At 58.6% G+C, this 20,928-nt stretch carries 13 protein-coding genes, 1 rRNA gene and 3 pseudogenes; 8 read left to right on the top strand and 9 right to left on the bottom strand.

Features of this window, described 5'->3' with window-relative positions; genetic code table 11:
• Positions 1-123: 123 nt before the first annotated feature.
• Complete coding sequence (locus tag TU74_RS19645; protein ID WP_047277649.1) at positions 124-1,527, top strand: amino acid permease; 1,404 nt, start codon at positions 124-126, stop codon at positions 1,525-1,527.
• 120 nt (positions 1,528-1,647) lie between these two features.
• On the opposite strand, the gene mmsB is transcribed toward TU74_RS19645, so the two are convergent.
• Entirely contained in the window at positions 1,648-2,535 is an 888-nt protein-coding gene (gene mmsB, locus TU74_RS19650) for a 3-hydroxyisobutyrate dehydrogenase (protein WP_047277651.1), read from the bottom strand.
• A gap of 10 nt (positions 2,536-2,545) precedes the next feature.
• Complete coding sequence (locus TU74_RS19655) at positions 2,546-4,057, bottom strand: CoA-acylating methylmalonate-semialdehyde dehydrogenase (RefSeq protein WP_047277653.1); 1,512 nt, start codon at positions 4,055-4,057, stop codon at positions 2,546-2,548.
• 112 nt (positions 4,058-4,169) lie between these two features.
• On the opposite strand from TU74_RS19655, the gene TU74_RS19660 reads away from it, so the two are divergent.
• The 7 genes and pseudogenes from TU74_RS19660 to TU74_RS24020 all read left to right on the top strand — a co-directional run.
• The gene (locus TU74_RS19660) at positions 4,170-5,117 is read left to right on the top strand and encodes a LysR family transcriptional regulator (RefSeq protein ID WP_048377410.1); all 948 of its coding nucleotides are present in this window, start codon (positions 4,170-4,172) and stop codon (positions 5,115-5,117) included.
• Positions 5,118-5,355: 238 nt separating this feature from the next.
• Positions 5,356-6,705, top strand: a complete 1,350-nt coding sequence (locus tag TU74_RS19665) for an S-type pyocin domain-containing protein (RefSeq protein WP_082149902.1) — start codon at positions 5,356-5,358, stop codon at positions 6,703-6,705.
• Positions 6,705-6,956 (top strand): bacteriocin immunity protein, encoded by a 252-nt coding sequence (locus tag TU74_RS19670; RefSeq protein ID WP_047278554.1) that lies wholly within the window; start codon positions 6,705-6,707, stop codon positions 6,954-6,956. Before TU74_RS19665 ends, TU74_RS19670 begins: the two co-directional genes overlap by 1 nt.
• Positions 6,957-7,055: 99 nt before the next feature.
• Positions 7,056-7,667: pseudogene (locus TU74_RS19675) on the top strand (S-type pyocin domain-containing protein).
• Between the two features lie 7 nt (positions 7,668-7,674).
• Positions 7,675-7,929, top strand: a complete 255-nt coding sequence (locus tag TU74_RS19680; protein ID WP_048377411.1) for a bacteriocin immunity protein — start codon at positions 7,675-7,677, stop codon at positions 7,927-7,929.
• A 22-nt stretch (positions 7,930-7,951) separates the two neighbouring features.
• Complete coding sequence (locus TU74_RS24015; RefSeq protein ID WP_047277661.1) at positions 7,952-8,428, top strand: hypothetical protein; 477 nt, start codon at positions 7,952-7,954, stop codon at positions 8,426-8,428.
• Between the two features lie 24 nt (positions 8,429-8,452).
• A pseudogene (locus TU74_RS24020) lies at positions 8,453-8,608 on the top strand (bacteriocin immunity protein); the annotation flags it as partial.
• 145 nt (positions 8,609-8,753) lie between these two features.
• Here TU74_RS24020 and yfiB read toward each other — a convergent pair.
• From yfiB to rrf, 7 genes and pseudogenes are all read right to left on the bottom strand, one after another.
• The gene (gene yfiB, locus TU74_RS19690; protein WP_047277663.1) at positions 8,754-9,257 is read right to left on the bottom strand and encodes an outer membrane lipoprotein YfiB; all 504 of its coding nucleotides are present in this window, start codon (positions 9,255-9,257) and stop codon (positions 8,754-8,756) included.
• A gap of 3 nt (positions 9,258-9,260) precedes the next feature.
• Positions 9,261-10,532 (bottom strand): annotated as a pseudogene (dgcN, locus tag TU74_RS19695) (diguanylate cyclase DgcN/YfiN).
• On the bottom strand, positions 10,529-11,104 hold the full coding sequence (gene yfiR / locus TU74_RS19700) for a regulatory sequestration protein YfiR (protein WP_047277667.1): 576 nt from the start codon (positions 11,102-11,104) through the stop codon (positions 10,529-10,531). Before yfiR ends, dgcN begins: the two are co-directional and overlap by 4 nt.
• Positions 11,105-11,251: 147 nt before the next feature.
• Positions 11,252-13,336 carry an exodeoxyribonuclease V subunit alpha gene (gene recD / locus TU74_RS19705; RefSeq protein ID WP_048377412.1) on the bottom strand — a complete coding sequence of 695 codons (2,085 nt, stop codon included), beginning with the start codon at positions 13,334-13,336 and terminating at the stop codon, positions 11,252-11,254.
• Positions 13,333-17,025 (bottom strand): exodeoxyribonuclease V subunit beta, encoded by a 3,693-nt coding sequence (gene recB, locus TU74_RS19710; protein WP_048377413.1) that lies wholly within the window; start codon positions 17,023-17,025, stop codon positions 13,333-13,335. Before recB ends, recD begins: the two co-directional genes overlap by 4 nt.
• Positions 17,025-20,474 carry an exodeoxyribonuclease V subunit gamma gene (gene recC, locus TU74_RS19715; RefSeq protein WP_048377414.1) on the bottom strand — a complete coding sequence of 1,150 codons (3,450 nt, stop codon included), beginning with the start codon at positions 20,472-20,474 and terminating at the stop codon, positions 17,025-17,027. Before recC ends, recB begins: the two co-directional genes overlap by 1 nt.
• Before the next feature lie 336 nt (positions 20,475-20,810).
• Positions 20,811-20,926: ribosomal RNA gene (rrf, locus tag TU74_RS19720) — 5S ribosomal RNA — on the bottom strand.
• Between the last annotated feature and the right edge of the window lie 2 nt (positions 20,927-20,928).

Consider the following 20,928-nt stretch of genomic DNA (forward strand, 5'->3'; position numbering starts at 1 on the left):
GCATGACTGTATGCCGGAATTTTTACCGGGAGTACTATCGCGGACTTTACTGCGCGAGGGGCTGGCACCTGCCATGCCTGACGTGGACTCCAACACTGAAAACAACAACGAACAGGGCACCTGATGGCTGACCATAACGCTCCCCCCATCACACTCAAGCGCGGCCTGAAAAACCGCCACATCCAGCTGATTGCCCTGGGCGGCGCCATTGGGACGGGGCTGTTCCTCGGCTCGGCGGGCGTCCTCAAGTCCGCCGGGCCATCGATGATCCTGGGCTATGCCATTGCCGGTTTTATCGCGTTCCTGATCATGCGCCAGCTCGGCGAAATGATCGTCGAAGAGCCAGTGGCCGGGTCGTTCAGCCACTTCGCCCACAAGTACTGGGGCGGCTATGCGGGGTTTCTCTCGGGCTGGAACTACTGGGTGCTGTACGTACTGGTGGGCATGGCCGAGCTCACGGCGGTCGGCAAATACATACAGTTCTGGTGGCCCGAGGTGCCGACGTGGGTCAGCGCCGTGGTGTTCTTTGTGCTGGTCAACCTGATCAACACCTTGAATGTGAAAGTGTTCGGGGAGATGGAGTTCTGGTTTGCCATCATCAAAGTGGTGGCGATTATCGGCATGATCGCGCTCGGCTGTTACCTGCTGATCAGTGGCACCGGCGGGCCGCAGGCGTCGATCAGTAACCTGTGGAGCCACGGCGGGTTCTTCCCCAACGGTGGCACCGGGCTGTTGATGGCAATGGCGTTCATCATGTTCTCGTTCGGCGGGCTGGAGCTGGTGGGCATTACCGCTGCCGAAGCCAGCGAGCCGAAAAAAGTCATCCCCAAGGCGATCAACCAGGTGGTGTATCGCGTGCTGATTTTTTACGTCGGCGCCTTGACCGTGTTGCTGGCGCTGTACCCGTGGGATCAGTTGCTGGTCACCCTGGGCGCTTCGGGCGATGCCTACAGCGGCAGCCCGTTTGTGCAGATTTTCGCCCTGATCGGCAGCAACACAGCGGCGCAGATTCTTAACTTCGTGGTGCTGACGGCCGCGCTGTCGGTCTATAACAGCGGCGTTTACTGCAACAGCCGCATGCTCTTCGGCCTGGCCGAACAGGGCGACGCGCCCAAAGCCTTGATGAAACTGACCAAAAACGGCGTGCCGCTGCGGGCTCTGGGTGTGTCGGCGCTGGTGACAATGCTGTGCGTGGTGGTGAACTACGTGGCGCCGCACAAGGCGCTGGAACTGCTGTTTGCGCTGGTGGTTGCCTCGCTGATGATCAACTGGGCGCTGATCAGCCTCACGCACCTCAAGTTCCGCAAGGCCATGGCGGTCCAAGGGGTGGTGCCCTCGTTCAAGGCGTTCTGGTCGCCGTTGAGCAACATCGTGTGCCTGGCCTTCATGGTGATGATTGTGTCAGTGATCTGGATGATTCCCGACGTGCGCGCCTCGGTGTATGCCATCCCCGTGTGGCTGCTGATCATCTACGGTTTCTACCGTATTCGCCTGCGCACTGGCCAACCGTTGGCCACGCAACGCTAGGGTCAGTGCCCGTTTCATCGCCGCTGCAACGAAAACCCCCGGCACTCGCAGAGGACCGGGGGTTTTTAATGGCCGCAAAAAACCGGGATGCCCGCCCGACGCGGACTCCCGGAAAAGACCCTATTCGGGCTTGCGATAACTGTTGATGATGGCGGAAAAGTCCTTGCCGCCCTCGCCGCGCAAACTCATCGCCTGGTACAGCTGCTGAGCCACTGCGCCCAGTACCACCGGCTGATGCGCCTGACGCGCGGCTTCGGTGGCCAGACCCAAGTCCTTGAGCATCAGCTCGGCCCCAAAACCGCCGGTGTACCCCCGTGACGCCGGGGCCGTTTCCACGATGCCCGGCCACGGATTGTAGGTTTCGGAACTCCAGCAGCGCCCGGTCGAGCTGTTGATAACACCGGCCAGCACTTCGGTATCGATGCCCAATGCCGCGCCCAGCGCCATGGCTTCGCTGACACCGACCATGGAAATCCCCAGCAGCAGGTTGTTGCAGATTTTAGCCACTTGACCGGTGCCCACCTCCCCGCAATGGACGATGTTGCGCCCCATCTGCGCGAGTACCGGGTGCAAGGTATCGAACAGCGCTTTTTGCGCACCGACCATAAAGGTCAGGGTGCCGGCCTGCGCGCCACCCGTACCGCCGGACACGGGCGCATCGGCCATCTGCACGCCCTGTTTGGCCGCCGCAGCCGCCACGTCACGGGCCGTTTGCGGGTCGATGGTGCTGCAATCCACGGCAGGAATGCCTTCGCCAATCCCCGCCAACACCCCCTCTTCACCCAACCACACGCTGCGCACGTGAGCGGCAGCGGGCAGCATGGTTATCACCAGCTGCGCCCCCTGCGCGGCCGTCTTGGGCGACGCGCTGATGTGCCCGCCCTGGGCGGCGAGTTCCGAGAGAATGTCCTGGTTCAGGTCGAACAGGTTCAGCGAGTGCCCGGCCTTGATCAGGTTGCGCGCCATTGGCGCGCCCATGTTGCCCAATCCGATAAATGCGATGTTCATGACGCTGTCCTCAACGAAGATTGATGGTGGTGTTGACGCCATCATTCACGCTGTCATCGTCGAACCAACGACTGGTGACGGTCTTGGTCTGGGTATAAAACTGCACGACCTGTTTGCCGTACGGGCCCAAATCACCCAGTTTGGAGCCCCGCGAGCCGGTGAAGCTGAAGAACGGGACCGGGACCGGGATCGGAATGTTGATGCCAACCTGACCCACGTCGATTTCACTCTGGAACTTGCGGGCGGCCGCACCACTTTGGGTAAACAGACCGGTGCCGTTGCCGAAGGGGTTGGCGTTGACCAGCGCGATGGCCTGGTCCAGCGTATCGACCTCCAGTACCACCAACACAGGGCCAAAGATTTCCTGGGTATAGATCTGCATGTCGGTGGTCACGCCCGAAAACAGGGTCGGCCCGACAAAGTTGCCCTGCTCGAAACCCGGCACGCTCACCGTGCGACCATCGAGTTCCAGCTTCGCCCCTTCCTTGATCCCGCTTTCAATCAAGCTGAGCACCCGCTCTTTCGCCCGCTTGGAAATCACCGGGCCGACGTCAGTGCCCGGCTCACTGCCTGCGTTCACTTTGAGTTGTTGCGCCAGCGCCTTGAGGTCTGGCAGCCACTGTTTGGCCGCGCCCACCAGCACCACCACGGAGGTGGCCATGCAACGCTGACCCGCCGCGCCGAAACTGGCACCGACCAGCGCATTCAGGGTCTGTTGACGGTTGGCGTCCGGTAGCACCACGGCGTGGTTCTTGGCGCCCATCATCGATTGCACGCGCTTGCCATGGCGGCCGGCCAGGTCATAGACATGAGTGCCGACCGCGGTTGAGCCGACAAACGAAACAGCTTTGATATCGGCGTGGGTACACAGCGCATCCACCACTTCCTTGCCACCGTGGACCACGTTGAGCACACCCGGCGGCACACCGGCTTCAAGCGCCAGCTCGACCAGCATCAGGGTCGACAACGGGTCTTGCTCCGAAGGCTTGAGAACGAATGTGTTACCGCAGGCGATGGCCATGGGGAACATCCACAGCGGAATCATTGCCGGGAAGTTGAAAGGCGTGATCCCTGCGCACACACCAATGGGTTGACGCAGGGTGTAGGTATCGACCCCGCCCGCGACGTTTTCAGCGAATTCGCCCATTTGCAGCGTGCCGATGGAGCACGCGTGCTCAACCACTTCCAGGCCACGAAAAATATCGCCCTCGGCGTCTGCAATGGTTTTGCCCTGCTCGGCACTGAGCACGGTGGCGATGCGTTTGGAGTGTTCACGGATCAGTGCTTGCAGCTTGAGCATGATGCGCATGCGCGCACCGATCGGCGTCAGCTTCCAGGTCTGGAAGGCACGCTGAGCGGCCTCGATGGCCGCGTTGACTTCAGCTGCAGTGGCGAACGGGACTTTGGCCAGCACTTGCTGAGTGGCCGGGTTGACGATGTCTTGCCACTGCGTGGTTTGCGACTCGATCCACTCACCGTCAATCAGCAAGCGGGCGTTTTGATACGGGGTAGAAGCCGTCATGGAAGTCTCCGGAATTATTCTTATGGGAGGGGCGACGGGTTGGTCGCGGGACTGTTTTTGGAGTATAGGTGTGCGTTCTTCTAATAAGAACGCACATAAAAGCCGGTCTAACATGCAAAAAAACATCACTTCGTTGAGCGCACTGAACTGGGACGACCTGAAGTATTTTCTTGAGGTGGCCCGTACCCGCAAAGCCAGCAGCGCGGCCAAACGGCTGGCGGTGGACTACACCACGGTATCGCGACGCATCAGTTCGCTGGAGACGGCACTCGGCACGTTGCTGTTTGAAAAGTCGCGCACCAATGGCTTCACCCTGACCAATGAAGGCCAGCGTTTGCTGGGCTATGCGGAGTCAATCGAAAGCATGCTGCACATGGCCTGCGAGCAAGTGTCGGGGTCGGGCGTGGCGTTGTCGGGGCATGTGCGCATGGGCTGCACAGAAGGCTTCGGCAGCTTTTTCATCACCCCGCAGCTCAGCCATTTTGTGGACACCTACCCGGCCATTTCGGTGGACATCCTGCCGCTGCCGCACTTCATCAGCCTGTCCAAGCGCGAAGCTGACATCGTGATCGCGCTGGAGCGCCCCGAGCATGGGCCGTATGTGTGTTGCAAATTGTGCGACTACCGGCTGCAACTCTATGCGACCCAGGACTACCTCGACGCTCACCCGCCGATTCGTCGCCCGTCAGATCTGGCAGAGCATCCGTTTATCAGTTATGTCGACGACCTGGCCTTCAGTTCCGAGCTGCTGTACCTGGCGAACGTCCTGCCGGGCGCCAGCGCCACCCTGCGCAGCACCAGCGTGATCGCCCAATACGTCGCCGCGCAGCAAGGTCGATCAATGGCGATTCTGCCGTGCTTTTTGGCGGCTCAAGACCCGCGCCTGCTGCCGGTATTGCCGCAAGAGATCAATCTCACGCGGCAGTTCTGGATGTACTGCCGCGAGGACCTGCGCAAGCTGAAGCGGATCACCCTGCTGTGGGATTACATCCGTGAGGTGACTGAGCTGAATGCGCCGTTGCTGCTCGGGGAAACGCGGGCGTTGAAGTTTGCCGATTGAGCATTTAACGGGGGTTAGCAAGCCATTTCCAACGCCTTGTAACAAGACTTGGAGGTAACTCGTCATACGCCGACGTGTGCATTCCGCCCCACTCAAGGGTGCCTCCCCATTCAAGCATCCAGTGACGACTTTTTATAACTTTTGAGAATCTTCCTACCGACAAGCCAAACATCTGTGAAGTAGCGTCCTGTTGCACTTAGGCGGTGAATACGGATCGTCAAATTGCAGAGGCGGTGTTATGGCGGTTAAGCATATCTTCCCGAATACCCTGGGATGTAATGGGATCGATGGCAACCGGCGACATGCCGAGGCCACAGAGCAAGCACAGGCCGCTTGGGACAGAACACTGGCGGCGAATGCACGGAACGAGCGGGAAGCTGACGCACGCAGGCGTTCGATCAAGAAGCCGGATGTGGTGGCCTCACGCGGATGCGTCTTTGCCAAGAGTTGCACGCTGCCATACGGAACCATCAACTACATCAGTCCCGGCGGAGCCATCCCTACCGATCCGGTTAGCCAATATGGCGAGTTTGCCTTGCTGGGCGGCCGTGAAACGGATGCACAAGGAAACATTCCCCTTAAGAAAATCAGCGGCTCCGTACCCTCGTCACTGGGAACACTTCTATTGGGCGGCGCTGCTACTGCCACCGCAGGCGGTGTGTCTTGTGGTGGTTTGTGTACGGCTGGTGCTGTGGCGTCCGGGCCCACCACGGGTGTTGCTGCGGGTCTTTTGGTGGGAGTGGTTGCATTGCTGTGGCCATCCAGCTTGGGCGACAGCAGCCTATATACCGAAGAACAGCTCCAGACGCTTAAAGAGGGACGTATACGTGTTCGCCTGCACGTTGAGCAGCAGGCCGACGGCACCTTGAAGGGGTACGGGTACAACACCCAGAAGCGCCGCGACTGGGAAATGATTCCCGTGGTGCAGTTCGTTGCCCAAGGCTCCCGGCAAGTGGCTGACTTGGGCGATGGCGTAACCCTGATATGGACACCCGCCGCTGACCCGTCCAACACCTTAGGTATTCCAGCGTTAGAGGGTGCACCTCAAGCCCCACAAATCTGGATTTATCCGCCATCTGAGAAAGCGGATAGCATCATCGTCAACCCGATCTACCCGCCCGAGTACAAAGACTTCATCCTTGTGTTCCCGGCTGACTCTGGCATTCAGCCGCTTTACATCGTGATGAACGTTCGTCGAAAGCCTGGCATTGTTACAGGCCAAGGGCAGGACGTAGTAGGAATATGGCTTGCAGGTGCTGGTGTAGGACTTGGTGTACCGGTTCCCTCACAAATCGCAGACCAACTGCGGGGACGGGAATTCAAGGACTTCGACACTTTCCGAAAAACCTTCTGGGAGCTTGTAGCCAAAGACCCAGAGCTAAGTCAGCAATTCAACGAACGCAACCTTAAAGGCATGTTAAATGGTCTGGCACCTGTCAGCCCGAGGGCTGGACATGCAGGAAAACGAATCGCATTCGAGCTGCACCACATCGAACTAATCAAGGATGGTGGTGCGGTATACGATACCGACAACATCAATGTCGTCACCCCTAGACGCCATATCGACATTCACAGGGGAGTTGAGTAATGGAATTGAAGAGCCAACTGGCTGACTACACCGAACAGGAATTCAAGTCGCTGATTCAGGCGATTGAAGACGCAACCACCGAGGACGAAAGGGGCGAGCTTGTCGATCACTTCAACAAGATTGTTCCCCATCCGGCAGGAAGCGACCTACTGTACTATCCAGAGGATGGCGAGGATGATTCAGCAGAAGGTGTAACACGCACCGTAGGCAACTATTGCCGTGCGAATAGTCTACCGGGCTTCAAGAACTGACAGAAAAAAGAAAAGCCCGCTCAATCGCGAGCTACAAACTCTAGGTTCTGAGCCTATCGAATGAAAAGTGAAACATCGTAGTAGCTGTCGAAGATTTTCATGACGATCCAAGCCGCGAGGGTGCCGCCTGCCCCATCCGACACCTTAGGTATTCCAGCGTTAGAAGGCGCACCACAGGCGCCACAGATTTGGATTTATCCGCCCACTGAACAGGCGGATAACATTATCGTCAGTCCGCTCTACCCGGACGCTTACAAAGATTTCATCCTTGTGTTCCCGGCTGACTCTGGCATTCAGCCGCTGTACATCGTGATGAATGTCCGGCTTGCCCCCGGTACCGTTACAGGACAGGGGAAAGATGTGACGGGTATCTGGCTCGCCGGGGCTACCTCTGGACTTGGCGCCCCGATACCAACAGAGATTGCCGATCAACTACGGGGCAAAAGCTTCGCTAGCTTTGACAGCTTCAGGCGGGCGCTCTGGAAGGCTGTCGCAGGTACTGGATTAGTGGAGCAATTCACAGACAATAGCGTTGACCGAATGCGAGAAGGCAAGGCACCAAAGGCACGTTAAAGAGACCGTGCAGGAAAACGTAGTTCCTTCGAACTCCACCACACAGACGAAGTAGCCAAGGGCGGTAAAGCTTACGATGTCGATAACCTGAAGGTCGTCACGCCGAAGCACCACATCGACATCCACAGGAACGGATAACACGACAATGAAGAAAGATATCACCGACTTTACCGAAGACGAATTCATCGCATTCATGCACAAGATTCTGGCTGAAAACGTAGGGCCAACGGATGATGTATTAGACGTGCTCCTAGAGGAGTTCTGCGAGATCACTGGTCATCCAGATGGCACCGACCTTATCTACTATCCTGAAGCTGACTCCAGCGGATCAGCAGAGGATGTAACACGCGTCGTGAAGGAATGGCGCGCTGCTCAAGGACTGCCGGGATTTAAAGAGTAATCAAGGGAGCGTAAAAGAAAATATGGAGCTTCGCCCTGACTTAATGCCACCGGTGCTGGATGAATCCTTGGTTTCTCGGCTGACGAAATACGCTGAAGAAATTGATTGCGGACATCACGAACAAACTCGGAGTCAAGTGGCAGCGTTCAACCGGGAAGCAATGACCGCACTTGAGTTCATCGACTTTCAGGGAATCTATGGTGGGCAATCTCACGACACATGGGTTCGCAAAGTCTTAGCAACACCGTATGAGCGGCGCCTGACGGATGTAACCAAGCAAGAGTTGGTTGAGTTGGCTCGAAGGGTCATGGAGGATGTTGGCGCTGACCATGAAGTCGAGTTCTGGTTGAGCATGTTGGCAATCAACATACCCAATGAACGTATATCCGATCTGATTTTCTGGCCGGATGAGTACTTTGGCGATGTGAACTACTCGCAGAGACTATCGCCAGAGCAGGTAGTAGAAATTGCGTTGGGTGATCGAGATATAGAGCTGTAATCAAGACCCGCCCACACCAACTTGCTCCTGTTGCACTTCGAGAACGTAAGCGAGCACCCAGCAGGATCAGACTTGATCTACTATCCAGAGCCAGGAGCAGATAACCCCCCTGAAGGTGTGACGCAGATTGTAAAAGAATGGCGTGCGTCCAAGGGCTTGCCGGGATTCAAAGACAATTGACTTCCACTGCCAGGGAGAAGGGATGACAATGGCATGGCGCCAACCGTCAACGGTGAAATGACATTCAGACGCCCACTGAATACGCCGTTGCTGCTCGGGGAAAAGCGGGCGTTGAAGTTTGCCGATCATCCGCTTTGATACCGGATCAGTCCGCGATGACCACAATCGAGACACGGCGGTTTTCGGTACGTCCGGCGCGGGTTTTGTTGGACGCTACGGGTTCACGGCTGCCGAGGCCTCGCACCTGGATGTTTTCCGGGCGCATGCCCACTTGGGTCAGTACGTTGACCACGCTGTTGGCGCGGCGCACTGAGAGTTGCTCGTTGTAGGCTTCTTGACCCGAGGCGTCCGTGTGGCCGTCGACGCGCACGCGTTGGATATCCACAGCCAGCAACGCTTTGCCGATACGTTCGACGATTTCCCGGCTTTGCGCGTTGAGCACTTCGAGGTCGCTGCCAAACAGGACTTTGCCCGACAAACCAAACGCCCAGCCTTCTTCGGTCAGTTCAAAGCCTTGTTGTTTGAGTACGGCGATTTGCGCCGGAGTCAGGCCTTTTTGCGGCGCCGTCTGGCAACCGCTCAGCGTCAGCATGACGAACAAGACGCCGAGGCCGAAAAACTGAAAATAACGCTGAGTCATCGCGCGCATGGGTTAGCTCCTGAGGGTGACGGGGGGCGCAAGAGACTGGTCTTGCGCCAGGTGTTGGCCGCCCCGGTCCTGGCGCTTGGCCTGGTACATCGCGGTATCGGCGGCACTGAGCAGTGAGTCCGGGGTGGCGCCATGTTCGGGGTAAACCGCAATGCCAATACTGAGCGAGGTCACGACCTGCACCTGATGGGGCAAGTCGATGGGCGCCAGCATGCTGGCAATGATCTTGTCGGCAATACGTTGCGCATCTTCGGGTTTGTGCAGCGGGGTCAGCAGAATCGCAAATTCATCGCCTCCCAGGCGCGCCACCAGGTCCTCTTCGCGCAGTTGGGCGCGTATGCGCGACGCGACGGCGACCAGCACGGCATCGCCTGCCGCATGGCCATAGGTGTCGTTAATGCCTTTGAAACGATCGCTGTCGAGGAACAACACGGCCGCTTTTTCGTCGGCTTTTTTCAGTTTGCGCAAGGTCCGCGCCAAGCATGCTTCGAAGTAGGCGCGGTTGGGCAGGTCGGTCAAGGAATCGTGGCTGGCCTGATGGGCGAGGGTTTCATTCTCGTTTTTCAGATGGGTTTGCCATGACTCCAGCTCGTCGAGCAGGGCGTTGAAGTCGTTGCCCAGGTTATTCAGCTCCTGAATCCGGGCTTCAGGCACCCGCTGATCAAAGGCCCGCTCCTGACGCGCCGCGTGGGCAACACGGGCTAACTGACGAAGCGGCCCGGTGATGCCATTGAGCAAGCGTCGTGACAGAAACAACGCACTCTAGGCGCTGAGGATGGTGCACACCAGAATGCCGAGCAGGCCACTGAGCAAGAAGCGCAGCATGTTGGCGCCGTGGCCGCTGAGGGTGACGGTGCCGACTTCGCGCCCCTGGTGCAGGATGGGCAAGGTGATGGGTTGCGCCAGCAAGCTGTTGGCCAGCAGCATTTCGACTTTGGACAACAGGTCGGTTTCGGGGCGTTTCCACTGCGCCAGTAATTCGCCGTCAGCGGTGAACACCTTGGCATCGGCCACGGCTTCGGTCGAAGCGATCAACGCCAACGCTTCGGTGGCTGCTGCGCGGTCTTCGAATACCACAGCTGCCTCGACGGTGTAATTGATGGAGCGGCCGATGAGGTGCAGGTTGTGGTCGGCGTACACCTTCAACGCGACCACTCCCAAAATGGTCAGCGATACGCTGGCCATCGTCACCGCCACCAGCGCCAGCCCTAAATGCCCACGGCTTAGCACCGAACGCAGGCTGCGCCGTTGTTGGGGCTTTTTCGACGCACTCATGGCTGGGCGGCCCGCCGACGCGACAGTTGCAACACACTGGGGTGAATGCGCACGCCGCTTCGGGCCACGGAATCGAGGTTGACCTCAAAAGACACTTGTTCATCGCCCACGCGCAAACAAAACAATGTGCCGACGGTGCAACGGTCATCGCGCTCACTGATGCTCAACACCGGCTGGCCATTGAGCCGTTGGAACAGCGTGCTGCGCTCCTCTTCCGTGAGTTTTCCCAAGTACAGTGCGTTGCAGTCGCTGACGATGGCGGGGTTATTTGCCAGCAAACGTCGGACCTGCACCGGCCGGCCTGTGGATTGGGTCGCGCCCTTGAGCAAGTCATCGGTGTATTCGGTCGGGCCGACCACACACAGGTGCAGCTCGGCCGGTTCGACGGGCCAGCGCGCATAGCTGAGGATGCCGAGGACGACTTGTGTCACGGCTTTGGCACGCTGATCAGCCAGACTGATCGGCGTTTCAGGTTGGGCAAAGCAGGGAGTGCTCATCAGAAACAGGCAAAGTGGGAGCCAGAAATGCCACCCTCTGCAACGCTGCTCTGAAGATGAGGCAGCCACGTCCATGCAGGAATACTCTGTGAACTTTGTAGGAATGATGCCGCAACGATAGCACAGGCGATGTACCGCCTGTGATACACGTCACGTTTCATCCATCGCCCCCACCTGTGCCCTATACGGCCCTAGTCTTCCTATCGAAGGTACGCGTTGGCTTTATCCCAGCCCCAACATCAATCCGCTGAGACGCTTCACTTTGCGCAACACCGCGCCCTCGAAAACGCCCGCACGCGGCTCGATCAAGCTGAACCAGTGTTTGGCCCGCGTGATGCCGGTGTAGATCAGCTCTTTGGTCAAGACCGGGTTGAGCGCCTCCGGGAGCACCAGTGCCGTGTGGGAAAACTCTGAGCCTTGGGACTTATGCACAGTCATGGCATACACCGTTTCGACATCATTCAGACGACTGGGCAATACAAAGCGGATGCCGCCCTGCCCGTCGTTACGCGCAAAGGCCACGCGCAGCACGTGCCGTTCGGTGTGGCCGTCGCGTTCAGGGAGTTTCAGGGCGATGCCGATGTCCCCGTTCATCAGCCCGAGGCCGTAGTCGTTGCGGGTCATGAGAACCGGTCGGCCTTCGTACCAGTGTTGGTCGCTTTCAATCAGTTTGCGGGCAAAGAGCGCGCGGGTGATGCGCTCGTTCAAACCCTCGACGCCCCAAGGGCCTTTCCGTACCGCGCAGAGCACTTGAAACGTCTCAAAAGCAGCCAGCACCTCGCCCGCCCATGCGGCCCAGCAAGGGTCTTCGAGCGGCGCGCCGGTGGCCGGACGCTGATCGCGCAAGACCTCCAGATAATGCCGATAGCCTTTTGCCTCGCCCCCTCGCCCTTCGAGCACCAGGCGCTCGAAGGGCGTGTCCTGATCCCCCTTGAGCGCCAGCGCCGACAGGTCTGCGTACTCGCCAGAGGACAAGAGCGCACGGGCTTGCTGCGCCTGCTGCTGATTAACCAGACGCGAAAGCTGCCCGATTCCGCTGCCCTCTCCGAACCGCCGTGAATGACGCAGCATCACCACTTGTTGGGCCAATGGGTGCGTGCCATCCAGGTCCTGCTGCAAACCACTGTCCGCCAGGTTCTCACCGCTGACGCGCTCCAGCCAGGCGCGGGTCGCCGGGGTGTACCAACCAGCTTCGGCATCGCGACACAAATCGCCGAGCACGGCGCCCGCCTCCACCGAGGCCAATTGATCCTTGTCACCGAGCAGTACCAGCCGCGCATGGTCCGGCAGCGCATCCAGCACGTTGGCCATCATTTCCAGATCAATCATGGAGGCTTCGTCGACCACCAGCACGTCCAGCGGCAACCGGTTGCCCGCATGATGACGGAAGTGCCGCGTACCGGGTCGGCTACCGAGGAGTCGGTGAACGGTGGTCACATCACTAGGGATTTTTTGCCGAAGGTTGTCGTGCACTTCAAGGGATTTGACCTGAAGGCTGATGGATTCCGTCAAACGTGCAGCGGCTTTCCCGGTGGGCGCGGCCAGGCGAATCCGCAGAGGCGTGCCGGCTTCCACGGCGGGGGCTTGCAGCAGGGCCAACAAACGCACGACGGTGGTGGTTTTGCCTGTACCGGGGCCGCCCGTGACGATGCTGAAGGCACCACGGGTGGCCAGCGCACAGGCCAATTTTTGCCAGTCAATCGGCGCATTCGCCTGCGGACAGCCGAACAAGGTATTCAAGCGCGCAGGCAAGTCGTCAGGCGTCACCTCGGACACGGTCAGGCGTTGACGCAACGCGTTGTCGATTCGTCGCTCATACGCCCAATAACGCCGCAAGTACACACGCCGTTCGCTGATCACTAACGGTCGGTTGGCGGCTTCTGCCGAGGCATGCCCTGCGTGCTCAACCAACGGGCTGGCCTGTAACGCCTTACACCACGCTTCACCGTCCAGCGCCTCCAGCAATTGCGAAGGCAGCAGCATGGCGCCGGTCTGCACATCCCCTTCGGGCGGCAGCGACAGCGCAAAGTCGGGTTCTTTGAGGGTTTCGAACAGGTCCAGACAGACGTGCCCGTGCCCCAGTTGATGGCTGGTCAAGGCCGCGGCCAACAAGACCAGCGGATCGCCATGCGGTGCGCGCTCATGCAAAAAGGCGACGAAGGCTTTGTCCAGCGCACGCAGCCAACCCCGTTCGACCCAGCGCTCAAGCAGCAGCAATAAATCCTCGGCCCGGGTCAGTGGTTGCAACAGCGCAAGGCTCTCGGCCGTCAACGGGGTGGGCAACAGTTCGGCAAACGAACGACTCATAACAACACTCCCTGTTCACACGCGGGTTCAGCCACGATGGGCGGTGCCTTACCCTGAAACATGACGTCCAGGCTTTCAATCAGATTTCTGGGCGGCCGAGTGAAAAAAACGCCCTGACTTTGGGAACGTGTACCCCGTAAAAACAGGTATAACGCACCGCCCATGTGCCGGTCGTAGTCGTAGTCCGCCAAGCGGGCCTTGAGTTGGCGGTGCAGGGCCAACAGGTAAAGCACGTATTGCAGGTCGTAACGGTTGTCCAGGATAGACGCGGTCATGGCCTCTTCGGTATAGGCCATGTCGTCTGGCCCAAGCCAGTTGGACTTGTAGTCGGCCACGTAATAGCGCCCGGCGTGCTCGAATGTCAGGTCGATAAATCCCTTGAACATCCCGTTGAGCACGCTCGGTTCAGCGGCGGGCCGCGCGGCCCCGCCATGGGTGTGCTGGCGCACGGTTTGATCGAGTTGCAGCACGTCGACTTTATGACTGGCGAACCAGAACTCCATTTCAATCTGATACTGGGTCAATTCGCTCAGGACCACGGCGGGCTGGCCATTATTCAGCCGCAACGGTTCATCTTGCAGGTGCACCAGCCACTCGCCGAGGGTTTCGATCCAGCCTTCCCACCCCCGCCGGTTGCAACGGCGCGCAACGGCGTCCTCGACCACCGAAGGCGTTGCCTTGAAACCCTCCCTGCCCGCCCATTCGAGCAAGCCGTGCAAGAACGTTCCCGGATTCGGCCCACGTGGAAAACGGTGAATATCCCCACCACTGAGCAACACGTCGCGCGGAGCATCCGGATCAAGCCGCTCGTCATCCGAGAGCTTTTGTGCCAAAGCACTTTCCGGCGCCTCGGACGGGCTGAGGCTGTCACCAATGCGCAATGCACTGTAGGACGCAATCCACCAGTTTTCAGACGCCCGCCGCGCAGGGACCCGAGGTTTAAGCAGCGTCGCCAGATTGAGCGGCGGGTAAAAATGCGCTTCGCTGGCGGGCGGTACAGGGGCGTAGTCAATCGCCGCACAGCCCTGTTGCAGATCGGCCAGCCACCGTTCCAAGCCCGGCGACTCGGTCAGCAACGCGCCGCCACCGAGCAAATACCCCAAAGCTGAAGCATGCAAGACAGAGCGATTGTTGTTACCGCGTTTCAGGTCGGCCACGCCCAACCAGCAGGCATGCCGGGCGCGCGTCAACGCGACATAGAGCAAGCGCAGGTCTTCGGCCAGGCGCTCATCGTCAGCCTGGGTAATCAGCTCGGGCGTCGGCTTGAGGCTGACGTGCGCGTGACCGTCAGCGTCATGGAAATGCAAGGGCAAACGGCTGCCATCCACCGGTTTGGTTGAGCAAATAAAAGGCAAAAACACCAACGGGTATTCCAAGCCTTTGGATTTGTGGATGGTCACCACTTTGACCAGTTGCTCATCGCTCTCGAGGCGCAAAATTTGCTCTTCACCGGTCTGCCCGGATAACGCCAGGTGCTCACTCAGGTGCCGAATCAACGCCTGCTCGCCATCCAGTTCGGCGGATGCTTGCTGGAGCAGTTCCGACAAGTGCAGCACGTTGGTCAGCACGCGTTCACCGTCGGTACGCGCCATCAGCGCCTGGGGCAATTTGAAGTCGTGCAGCAGACGGCGCAGCATGGCCAGCACCCCTTGCTTGCGCCAGATTTCACGGTAGCCACGGAATTGCATCACGCGCGATTCCCACGCCAGTTCGTCCTGATTCAGACGCTCCAGTTCAATCAGCGGCAAGTCGAGCGTTATGCAGGCAAGCGCTGCGCGCAGAGGACGTTCGACGTCAGGTTCGGCACACGCGTTGAGCCACGCCAATACGTCATGCGCTTCTTGCGCCGCGTAGACCGAATCCTTGTCTGAGAGGTAAACGCTTCGCACACCACGCGCCGACAATTCACGCCGAACCGCCTGAGCTTCCTTACCGTCGCGCACCAAAATGGCAATGTCGGCCGGCAGTACGCCGCGCAGGGCGTCATCGCCCTTGGCAAAACCGCAACGGCCTTGTTGCCCTCCATTGAGTAACTCGACAATTTGACCTGCGCATACCGCAGCCATCTGCTGTCGATAAACCGCTCCTGAAATCGGTTGTTCAGAAGGCAGCAACCACAGGTTCATCGCCGTGACGGGTTGGCCATCCTGGAGCAACACTTCCTTTCGGCCCTGGGATTTGACCGAGACAAAAGGCACAGGGTTTTCGTCCCCATCACGAAACAGAAAAGCCCCACGACCCGCGTCCCGTTGTTCAGCACGCTCAAACACATGGTTGACCGCATTGACCATGGCATGGCTGGAGCGGAAGTTCGTGTCTAACGTGTGCAATCGTCCACGCGTGGCATGCCGGGCCCGCAAGTAGGTGTAAATGTCCGCGCCGCGAAACGCGTAGATGGCTTGTTTCGGGTCACCGATCAGGAACAGGCCGGTCTCCGGGCTGTTGGCCTCAATGCGGTAAATGGTCTCAAAAATGCGGTACTGCACGGGGTCTGTGTCTTGAAATTCGTCGATCAGCGCGACCGGAAATTGCTCTCGAATCAGAATGCCCAGACGCTCCCCGCCCTCAGCCTGCAAGGCTGTGTCGAGACGAACGAGCATGTCATCAAACCCCATCTCGGCGCGTCGGCGCTTTTCCTCTTCGAAACGCTCACTCACCCAGCGCGCCGCATGCTCCAGCACTGCCGCATCCGGACTTGGCAACGCATCGAGGGCTGCCTTGAGCTCGTGCATGGCGTCAAGGGCCGGATGCCGTGGCGGCTCACCCTTTTTCCAGGCTTGCGCCATCCCTTCAGGTGTCAGCCGCGTGAACCCGGTACCCAGGTCCAGTTGTTCCAATGAGGCGTCTGACGCCCAGGCAGACAGTTTTTCAAACCAGGGTTCGAAATAGCGCGCCTGCATTTTCCGACCGTCGACGGTTTTATCGGCCACACCTTGCAGGCAAATATCGCGCAACTCTTGCGCCCATTGCAGCCAAGGTGCTTTTAACCCGGTCAACACCTGGCGCCGTTCGAGCAGGCTCGCTTCAATCATTTCTGCTGGCGTTTGATCGGGGTTTGCGGCGGGCCGCGAGGTGCCAAACAAGACGCGAACCCGTGGTAACAGGGCAGCCGGGCCACTCCAGTTTGCGCGCACCCAATTCAGCGCATCGCCATGCATCGGGTAGCAAAACAGTCGCCAGTAATCACGCAGCACTTCGCCCAGCAAATCGCTGTGGTCGGTCTCAAGGGTTTGGGTGAACAGGCTGCCGCTGTCAAATGCGTGCTCGCGCAACATGCGCTGGCACCAACTGTGGATGGTTGAAACCGCGGCTTCATCCATCCACTGTGCGGCAATGTCCAACCGCCCGGCGCACCCTGCCCATTGCCCGGGTTCGAACTCTTCGCGCAACTGTGCGACCAGTGCATCGGGAGCTTCGGTTTCTTCGCGAAAGAAGCGCGCAGCTTCAGCAAGACGCGTACGAATCCGGTCGCGCAACTCTTTGGTCGCGGCATCGGTAAAGGTCACGACCAGGATTTGCGGTGGCAGCAGTTCTCGGCCAAAGCCGGTTTCCTGCGCACCGTGGCCAAGAATCAGACGCAGGTACAGCGCAGAGATGGTGAACGTTTTGCCTGTGCCTGCGCTGGCTTCGATCAGTTGACTGCCGCGTAACGGGAAGGCCAGTGCCAAAGGACGGTCGAGTTGATTCATTAGCGGCTCTCCTCGCCGGTCAAGGAGCGCCACGGCGCGTCGAACAACGGGCGGTATAGCGCATCGCACCAGGCTTCAAATTCTTCTGCCGCCATTAACGCTGCGTAGTCGGGATACTGCCGGGACAGCGCAGCGCTTTCACGCCGCTCACCTTCGCTGGTCTGACCGTCGCCTTCATAGGTTTTCTGGGCGGCCGCAGCGGCTTTGGCAGGATCGTTTTGGCCCAGCCACGCAAAGGCTGTTTTGACCGCGATGGGTAGCGGACGGCTCATGCCTGCCTGCCAGGCCATCATCAAATTGCCAAGGATCTCGGCGGCCTGCCTCGCATCAAGGGGCGCAAGCAGCAAGGTGTCATCGCTCGCCACCAAAGCGGTGGACATCTCTAAACCAGTGGCACAGGCCACCAAGTGGTTAACCCACGGGCGCGTCAATCGATGCCATTTACGGGTTTTGACTGCGCCAATGCTGTTAGGAATTGTCGTAACGGAGAGTAGGCCGTTGTCGCTGCGCTGATGCAGATTGGCCAACCAGCCTTCAAGGACCAGGCCATGGTCTTCAAACCTGACAGGTAGGGCACTGTTGAGGGGGGTTGGCCACATACTTAATAGCTGCTGATAACGCTGCAATACGTCAGGTAACGGTTCGATCAGCTCGTGCTGCAATGATTCGCCAAATCCGGCCATGGGCAATAAGCCACTGCCTTGTAACCGGGTGGCGCGAGTGTGCAGTGCTTTTTCGAGCTGGTCAGGTTGCGCCAGGGCGGCCTCAAGCAAGCTGTCGCTAAGGGTATAGCGCTCCAAGGCATTGAGCACGAAGGGCTCTTCGTCGGCCAAAGGCACGTGCGCGGCCTCAAAGAACACTTTTAGCCGCTGGCTGAAGAAGTGACGCACGGGGTTACGTAAAAAGTCCTGAAGCTGGGTGAGATTGATCGGTTCTTCTTGTACGTGAGCCGACAAATGGATGGGCACGGGCACTTCGCTTTGCGGCTCATGGAGTTGCTGCCACTCACGGGCATAACTGAATAGCTTGGGATTGCCTTCATGAAAATAGCGAGTGCTGAATGGCTGAAGCGGATGCTCCTGTGTCATAGCGTCCAGCAAGTCTTCACCCTGCGGGAGCCTCCAGCCGCTGGCCAAGTGATCACGCAACTGGCCAATTAATACGCATGCGGGGCGCTCACTGTTATCCCGGATACTTCGTCCGACCCAACTGATATAGAGCTGATCGCGGGCCGAAAGTAGCGCTTCCAGCAGCAGATACCGGTCATCTTCCCGGCGGGAACGGTCGCCCGGACGGTAGTCGCTGCCCATCAAGTCAAAATCCAGCGGAGGTTGAGCGCGCGGGTAGTCGCCATCGTTCATACCCAACAAGCACACGAGTTTGAAGGGGATGGCCCGCATCGGCATCAACGTGCAGAAATTGACTGCCCCGGCCAGAAAGCGCTGAGAGAGTTTGCCTTGGTCCAGCCCGGTCAGCCAGGCTTCACGCACGACTGTCAGGGGTAATGCATCTTGCAGACCGACCAGCTCACAGGTCTCCAGCCAGCTTTCGCGCAGCGCTTCAAGCTGGGCCAGCAGGTAGTCGTCATGATCCGTTTCAGCCTGGAAAAACAGCTGCATCAACGCTTGAAGCCGTTCGCCCCATTGATGCGGTAAAGCCGGTTGCGACAGCTCCTGGTGCGCAATTTCGAGCGCATCCAACAGGGCCACCAGCGGGCCAATCAAGACCGCGTCCAGACCGCCGATTTCGTCGTAAGGCTCAATGCCATCGCACCCTTCACCGCTGCCCACCGCGTATCCCAGTAGCATGCGGCGCAGACCAAAACGCCAACTGTTTTGCTCAAGGTGCGGTGGTAACCCCAGGCCTGCACGCTGCTCGGCATTTAATCCCCAGCGTATACCTGCACCTTCAATCCAGCGGTGCAAGGTGGGCAGGTCGCGCTCTTGAACGCCAAAGCGGGCACGCAAGGCCGGTACGTCGAGCAGGTCAAGAATTTCACTGACGGGAAATCGGCTGTCTGGCAGTTTCAGCAAGTGCTCGACCGCAATCAAAAGTGGATCCCGCCCTCGCTGGCCCTGGTCGGCCAGCGTGAACGGGATGAAACGGCGATCATCGCGATCGATCTGCCCGAACACGGCGCGAATATGCGGGGCGTAACTGTCGACATCCGGCACCATCACGATCACATCACGTGGATGAAGGTCAGGATTTTCGCTAAAGCGCGCCAGTAATTGATCGTGAAGAATCTCAACTTCTCGCTGAGCACTGTGCGCAATGTGGAAACGGATGGATTGGTCTTTTTCCAAATCCACTGCAGGCCAATACTCGCGGGTTTCGCTCAACGGGCGCAGCTCAAGGATGTCGTCCTGCAATTGGTTGAGCAGGTTGAGGGGTTCCACTTCACTGAACAGATCGATGCGGCCATCACGAAACGCAGATCGATAGCTGTTGGGGTCATCAAAACTGTCGAGCAGGTTAATGTAATCGCGGCCCTGCTTGCCCCACGCTGCCAATAAGGGGTGGGCGTGTTGATGCAGGATGTCTACGTCCAATGCTGTAGGCATGCCGGCTTTACGCGCTTGGCGTTTGTATTGATGCCGTAGCAGATCTTTATCGGCAACGATGTCAGACCAATGATGGCGACACGGGTTGTGCACGCACAGCAACACTTGGCTGAAGCGTGCAAGTCCCGCCAGCGCTTCGAGGGCCTGAGCTGGCAGTGACGAAATACCAAATACGATGACCCTGGCAGGCAAGCCCGGCGGCGCTTGTTCAAGACTGTTTATCTTTTCAATAAAACGCTGATGAACACCGGCACGGCTTTGAGCCATGCCTTCTTCACCGACATCCAGCAACAAGGCGCGCCACAGTTCCGCTTGCCAGCAATTGGCAGGGCTCAACGGCGGGGTTTCGCCTCGCGCATTTCGTAATTGATGGCGCCCGGCGGCCCAATCTTCGAGCCAGTCCGCGCGATACACCTGGTATTGGTCAAACAGGTCTGCAAGGCGTTCCGACAATTGATAGCGTTTGCGCAGATCAGTGTCATGCGTCAAAAAACGCTGCAGAGGCTCGAAATGGGGCTGATCGATCAGGGCGGGTAACAGGCGCATCAGTCGCCACGTTAAGGGGGCTTTATCGAGCAAGGATTTGGCGGGGATCTCTTCGCTGCCAAGCACAAGGCGATACAGCTGCCACAAAAACGTGCCAGGGAGCTGAACATCTATCGCTGCCGCAATGCCGCAGCCACCCGTATCATCGTCCTGTGCATCTTCGGCTAAGGCCAGCTTCAGCCATTGAGCAATGCCATTGCTCTGGACGAGAGCAATTTCGTTCTCCAAGGGAGCCAAGGGATACATGCGCATCCAACTGACGACCAAGCTGCGCAGTTCATCAAGACGGTTACCGTGAACCACCATAAAACCCGCATTGAGGGACGTAGCAACCGTCATGACAGCATCCTTAGGAGAAGGCGAAAATCAAAGGCGAACCTTACCACTGCGCAGGCACGTGAAGGCAAGTTGCGAGCTGCAAAGTAGGCGCATGGGCACTGCGGCTTTTGTCTGAACAACCGGGCCTTCGACCGTGTAGGAGGGAAGAGCTTTGTTGCGCTGGTAGCGTTGAGGCCAAGCAAGGTTGGCCGGAAAGAGTTTCGTCAATTGAGGCCGTCGCAGGCGTGTAACTTTTCTTGAGGGATGGGGTTACCCGTAGAAATACCTGAAAGCTCTTTTTCAGGCACAAAAACAAAATCCCTGTCTGCGTGAGCAGACAGGGATTTCGGAATTTAATCTTGACGATGACCTACTCTCACATGGGGAAACCCCACACTACCATCGGCGATGCATCGTTTCACTGCTGAGTTCGGGATGGGATCAGGTGGTTCCAATGCTCTATGGTCGTCAAGAA

Origin of the sequence: Pseudomonas lundensis, from assembly GCF_001042985.1 — a bacterium.
Taxonomy (GTDB): Bacteria; Pseudomonadota; Gammaproteobacteria; order Pseudomonadales; family Pseudomonadaceae; genus Aquipseudomonas; species Aquipseudomonas lundensis.

Coding starts and splice junctions, on each gene's coding strand:
- TU74_RS19645 (WP_047277649.1), top strand. CDS start 124: ATGGCTGACCATAACGCTCCCCCCATCACACTCAAGCGCGGCCTGAAA.
- mmsB (WP_047277651.1), bottom strand. CDS start 2,535: ATGAACATCGCATTTATCGGATTGGGCAACATGGGCGCGCCAATGGCG.
- TU74_RS19655 (WP_047277653.1), bottom strand. CDS start 4,057: ATGACGGCTTCTACCCCGTATCAAAACGCCCGCTTGCTGATTGACGGT.
- TU74_RS19660 (WP_048377410.1), top strand. CDS start 4,170: ATGCAAAAAAACATCACTTCGTTGAGCGCACTGAACTGGGACGACCTG.
- TU74_RS19665 (WP_082149902.1), top strand. CDS start 5,356: ATGGCGGTTAAGCATATCTTCCCGAATACCCTGGGATGTAATGGGATC.
- TU74_RS19670 (WP_047278554.1), top strand. CDS start 6,705: ATGGAATTGAAGAGCCAACTGGCTGACTACACCGAACAGGAATTCAAG.
- TU74_RS19680 (WP_048377411.1), top strand. CDS start 7,675: ATGAAGAAAGATATCACCGACTTTACCGAAGACGAATTCATCGCATTC.
- TU74_RS24015 (WP_047277661.1), top strand. CDS start 7,952: ATGGAGCTTCGCCCTGACTTAATGCCACCGGTGCTGGATGAATCCTTG.
- yfiB (WP_047277663.1), bottom strand. CDS start 9,257: ATGCGCGCGATGACTCAGCGTTATTTTCAGTTTTTCGGCCTCGGCGTC.
- yfiR (WP_047277667.1), bottom strand. CDS start 11,104: ATGGACGTGGCTGCCTCATCTTCAGAGCAGCGTTGCAGAGGGTGGCAT.
- recD (WP_048377412.1), bottom strand. CDS start 13,336: ATGAGTCGTTCGTTTGCCGAACTGTTGCCCACCCCGTTGACGGCCGAG.
- recB (WP_048377413.1), bottom strand. CDS start 17,025: ATGAATCAACTCGACCGTCCTTTGGCACTGGCCTTCCCGTTACGCGGC.
- recC (WP_048377414.1), bottom strand. CDS start 20,474: ATGACGGTTGCTACGTCCCTCAATGCGGGTTTTATGGTGGTTCACGGT.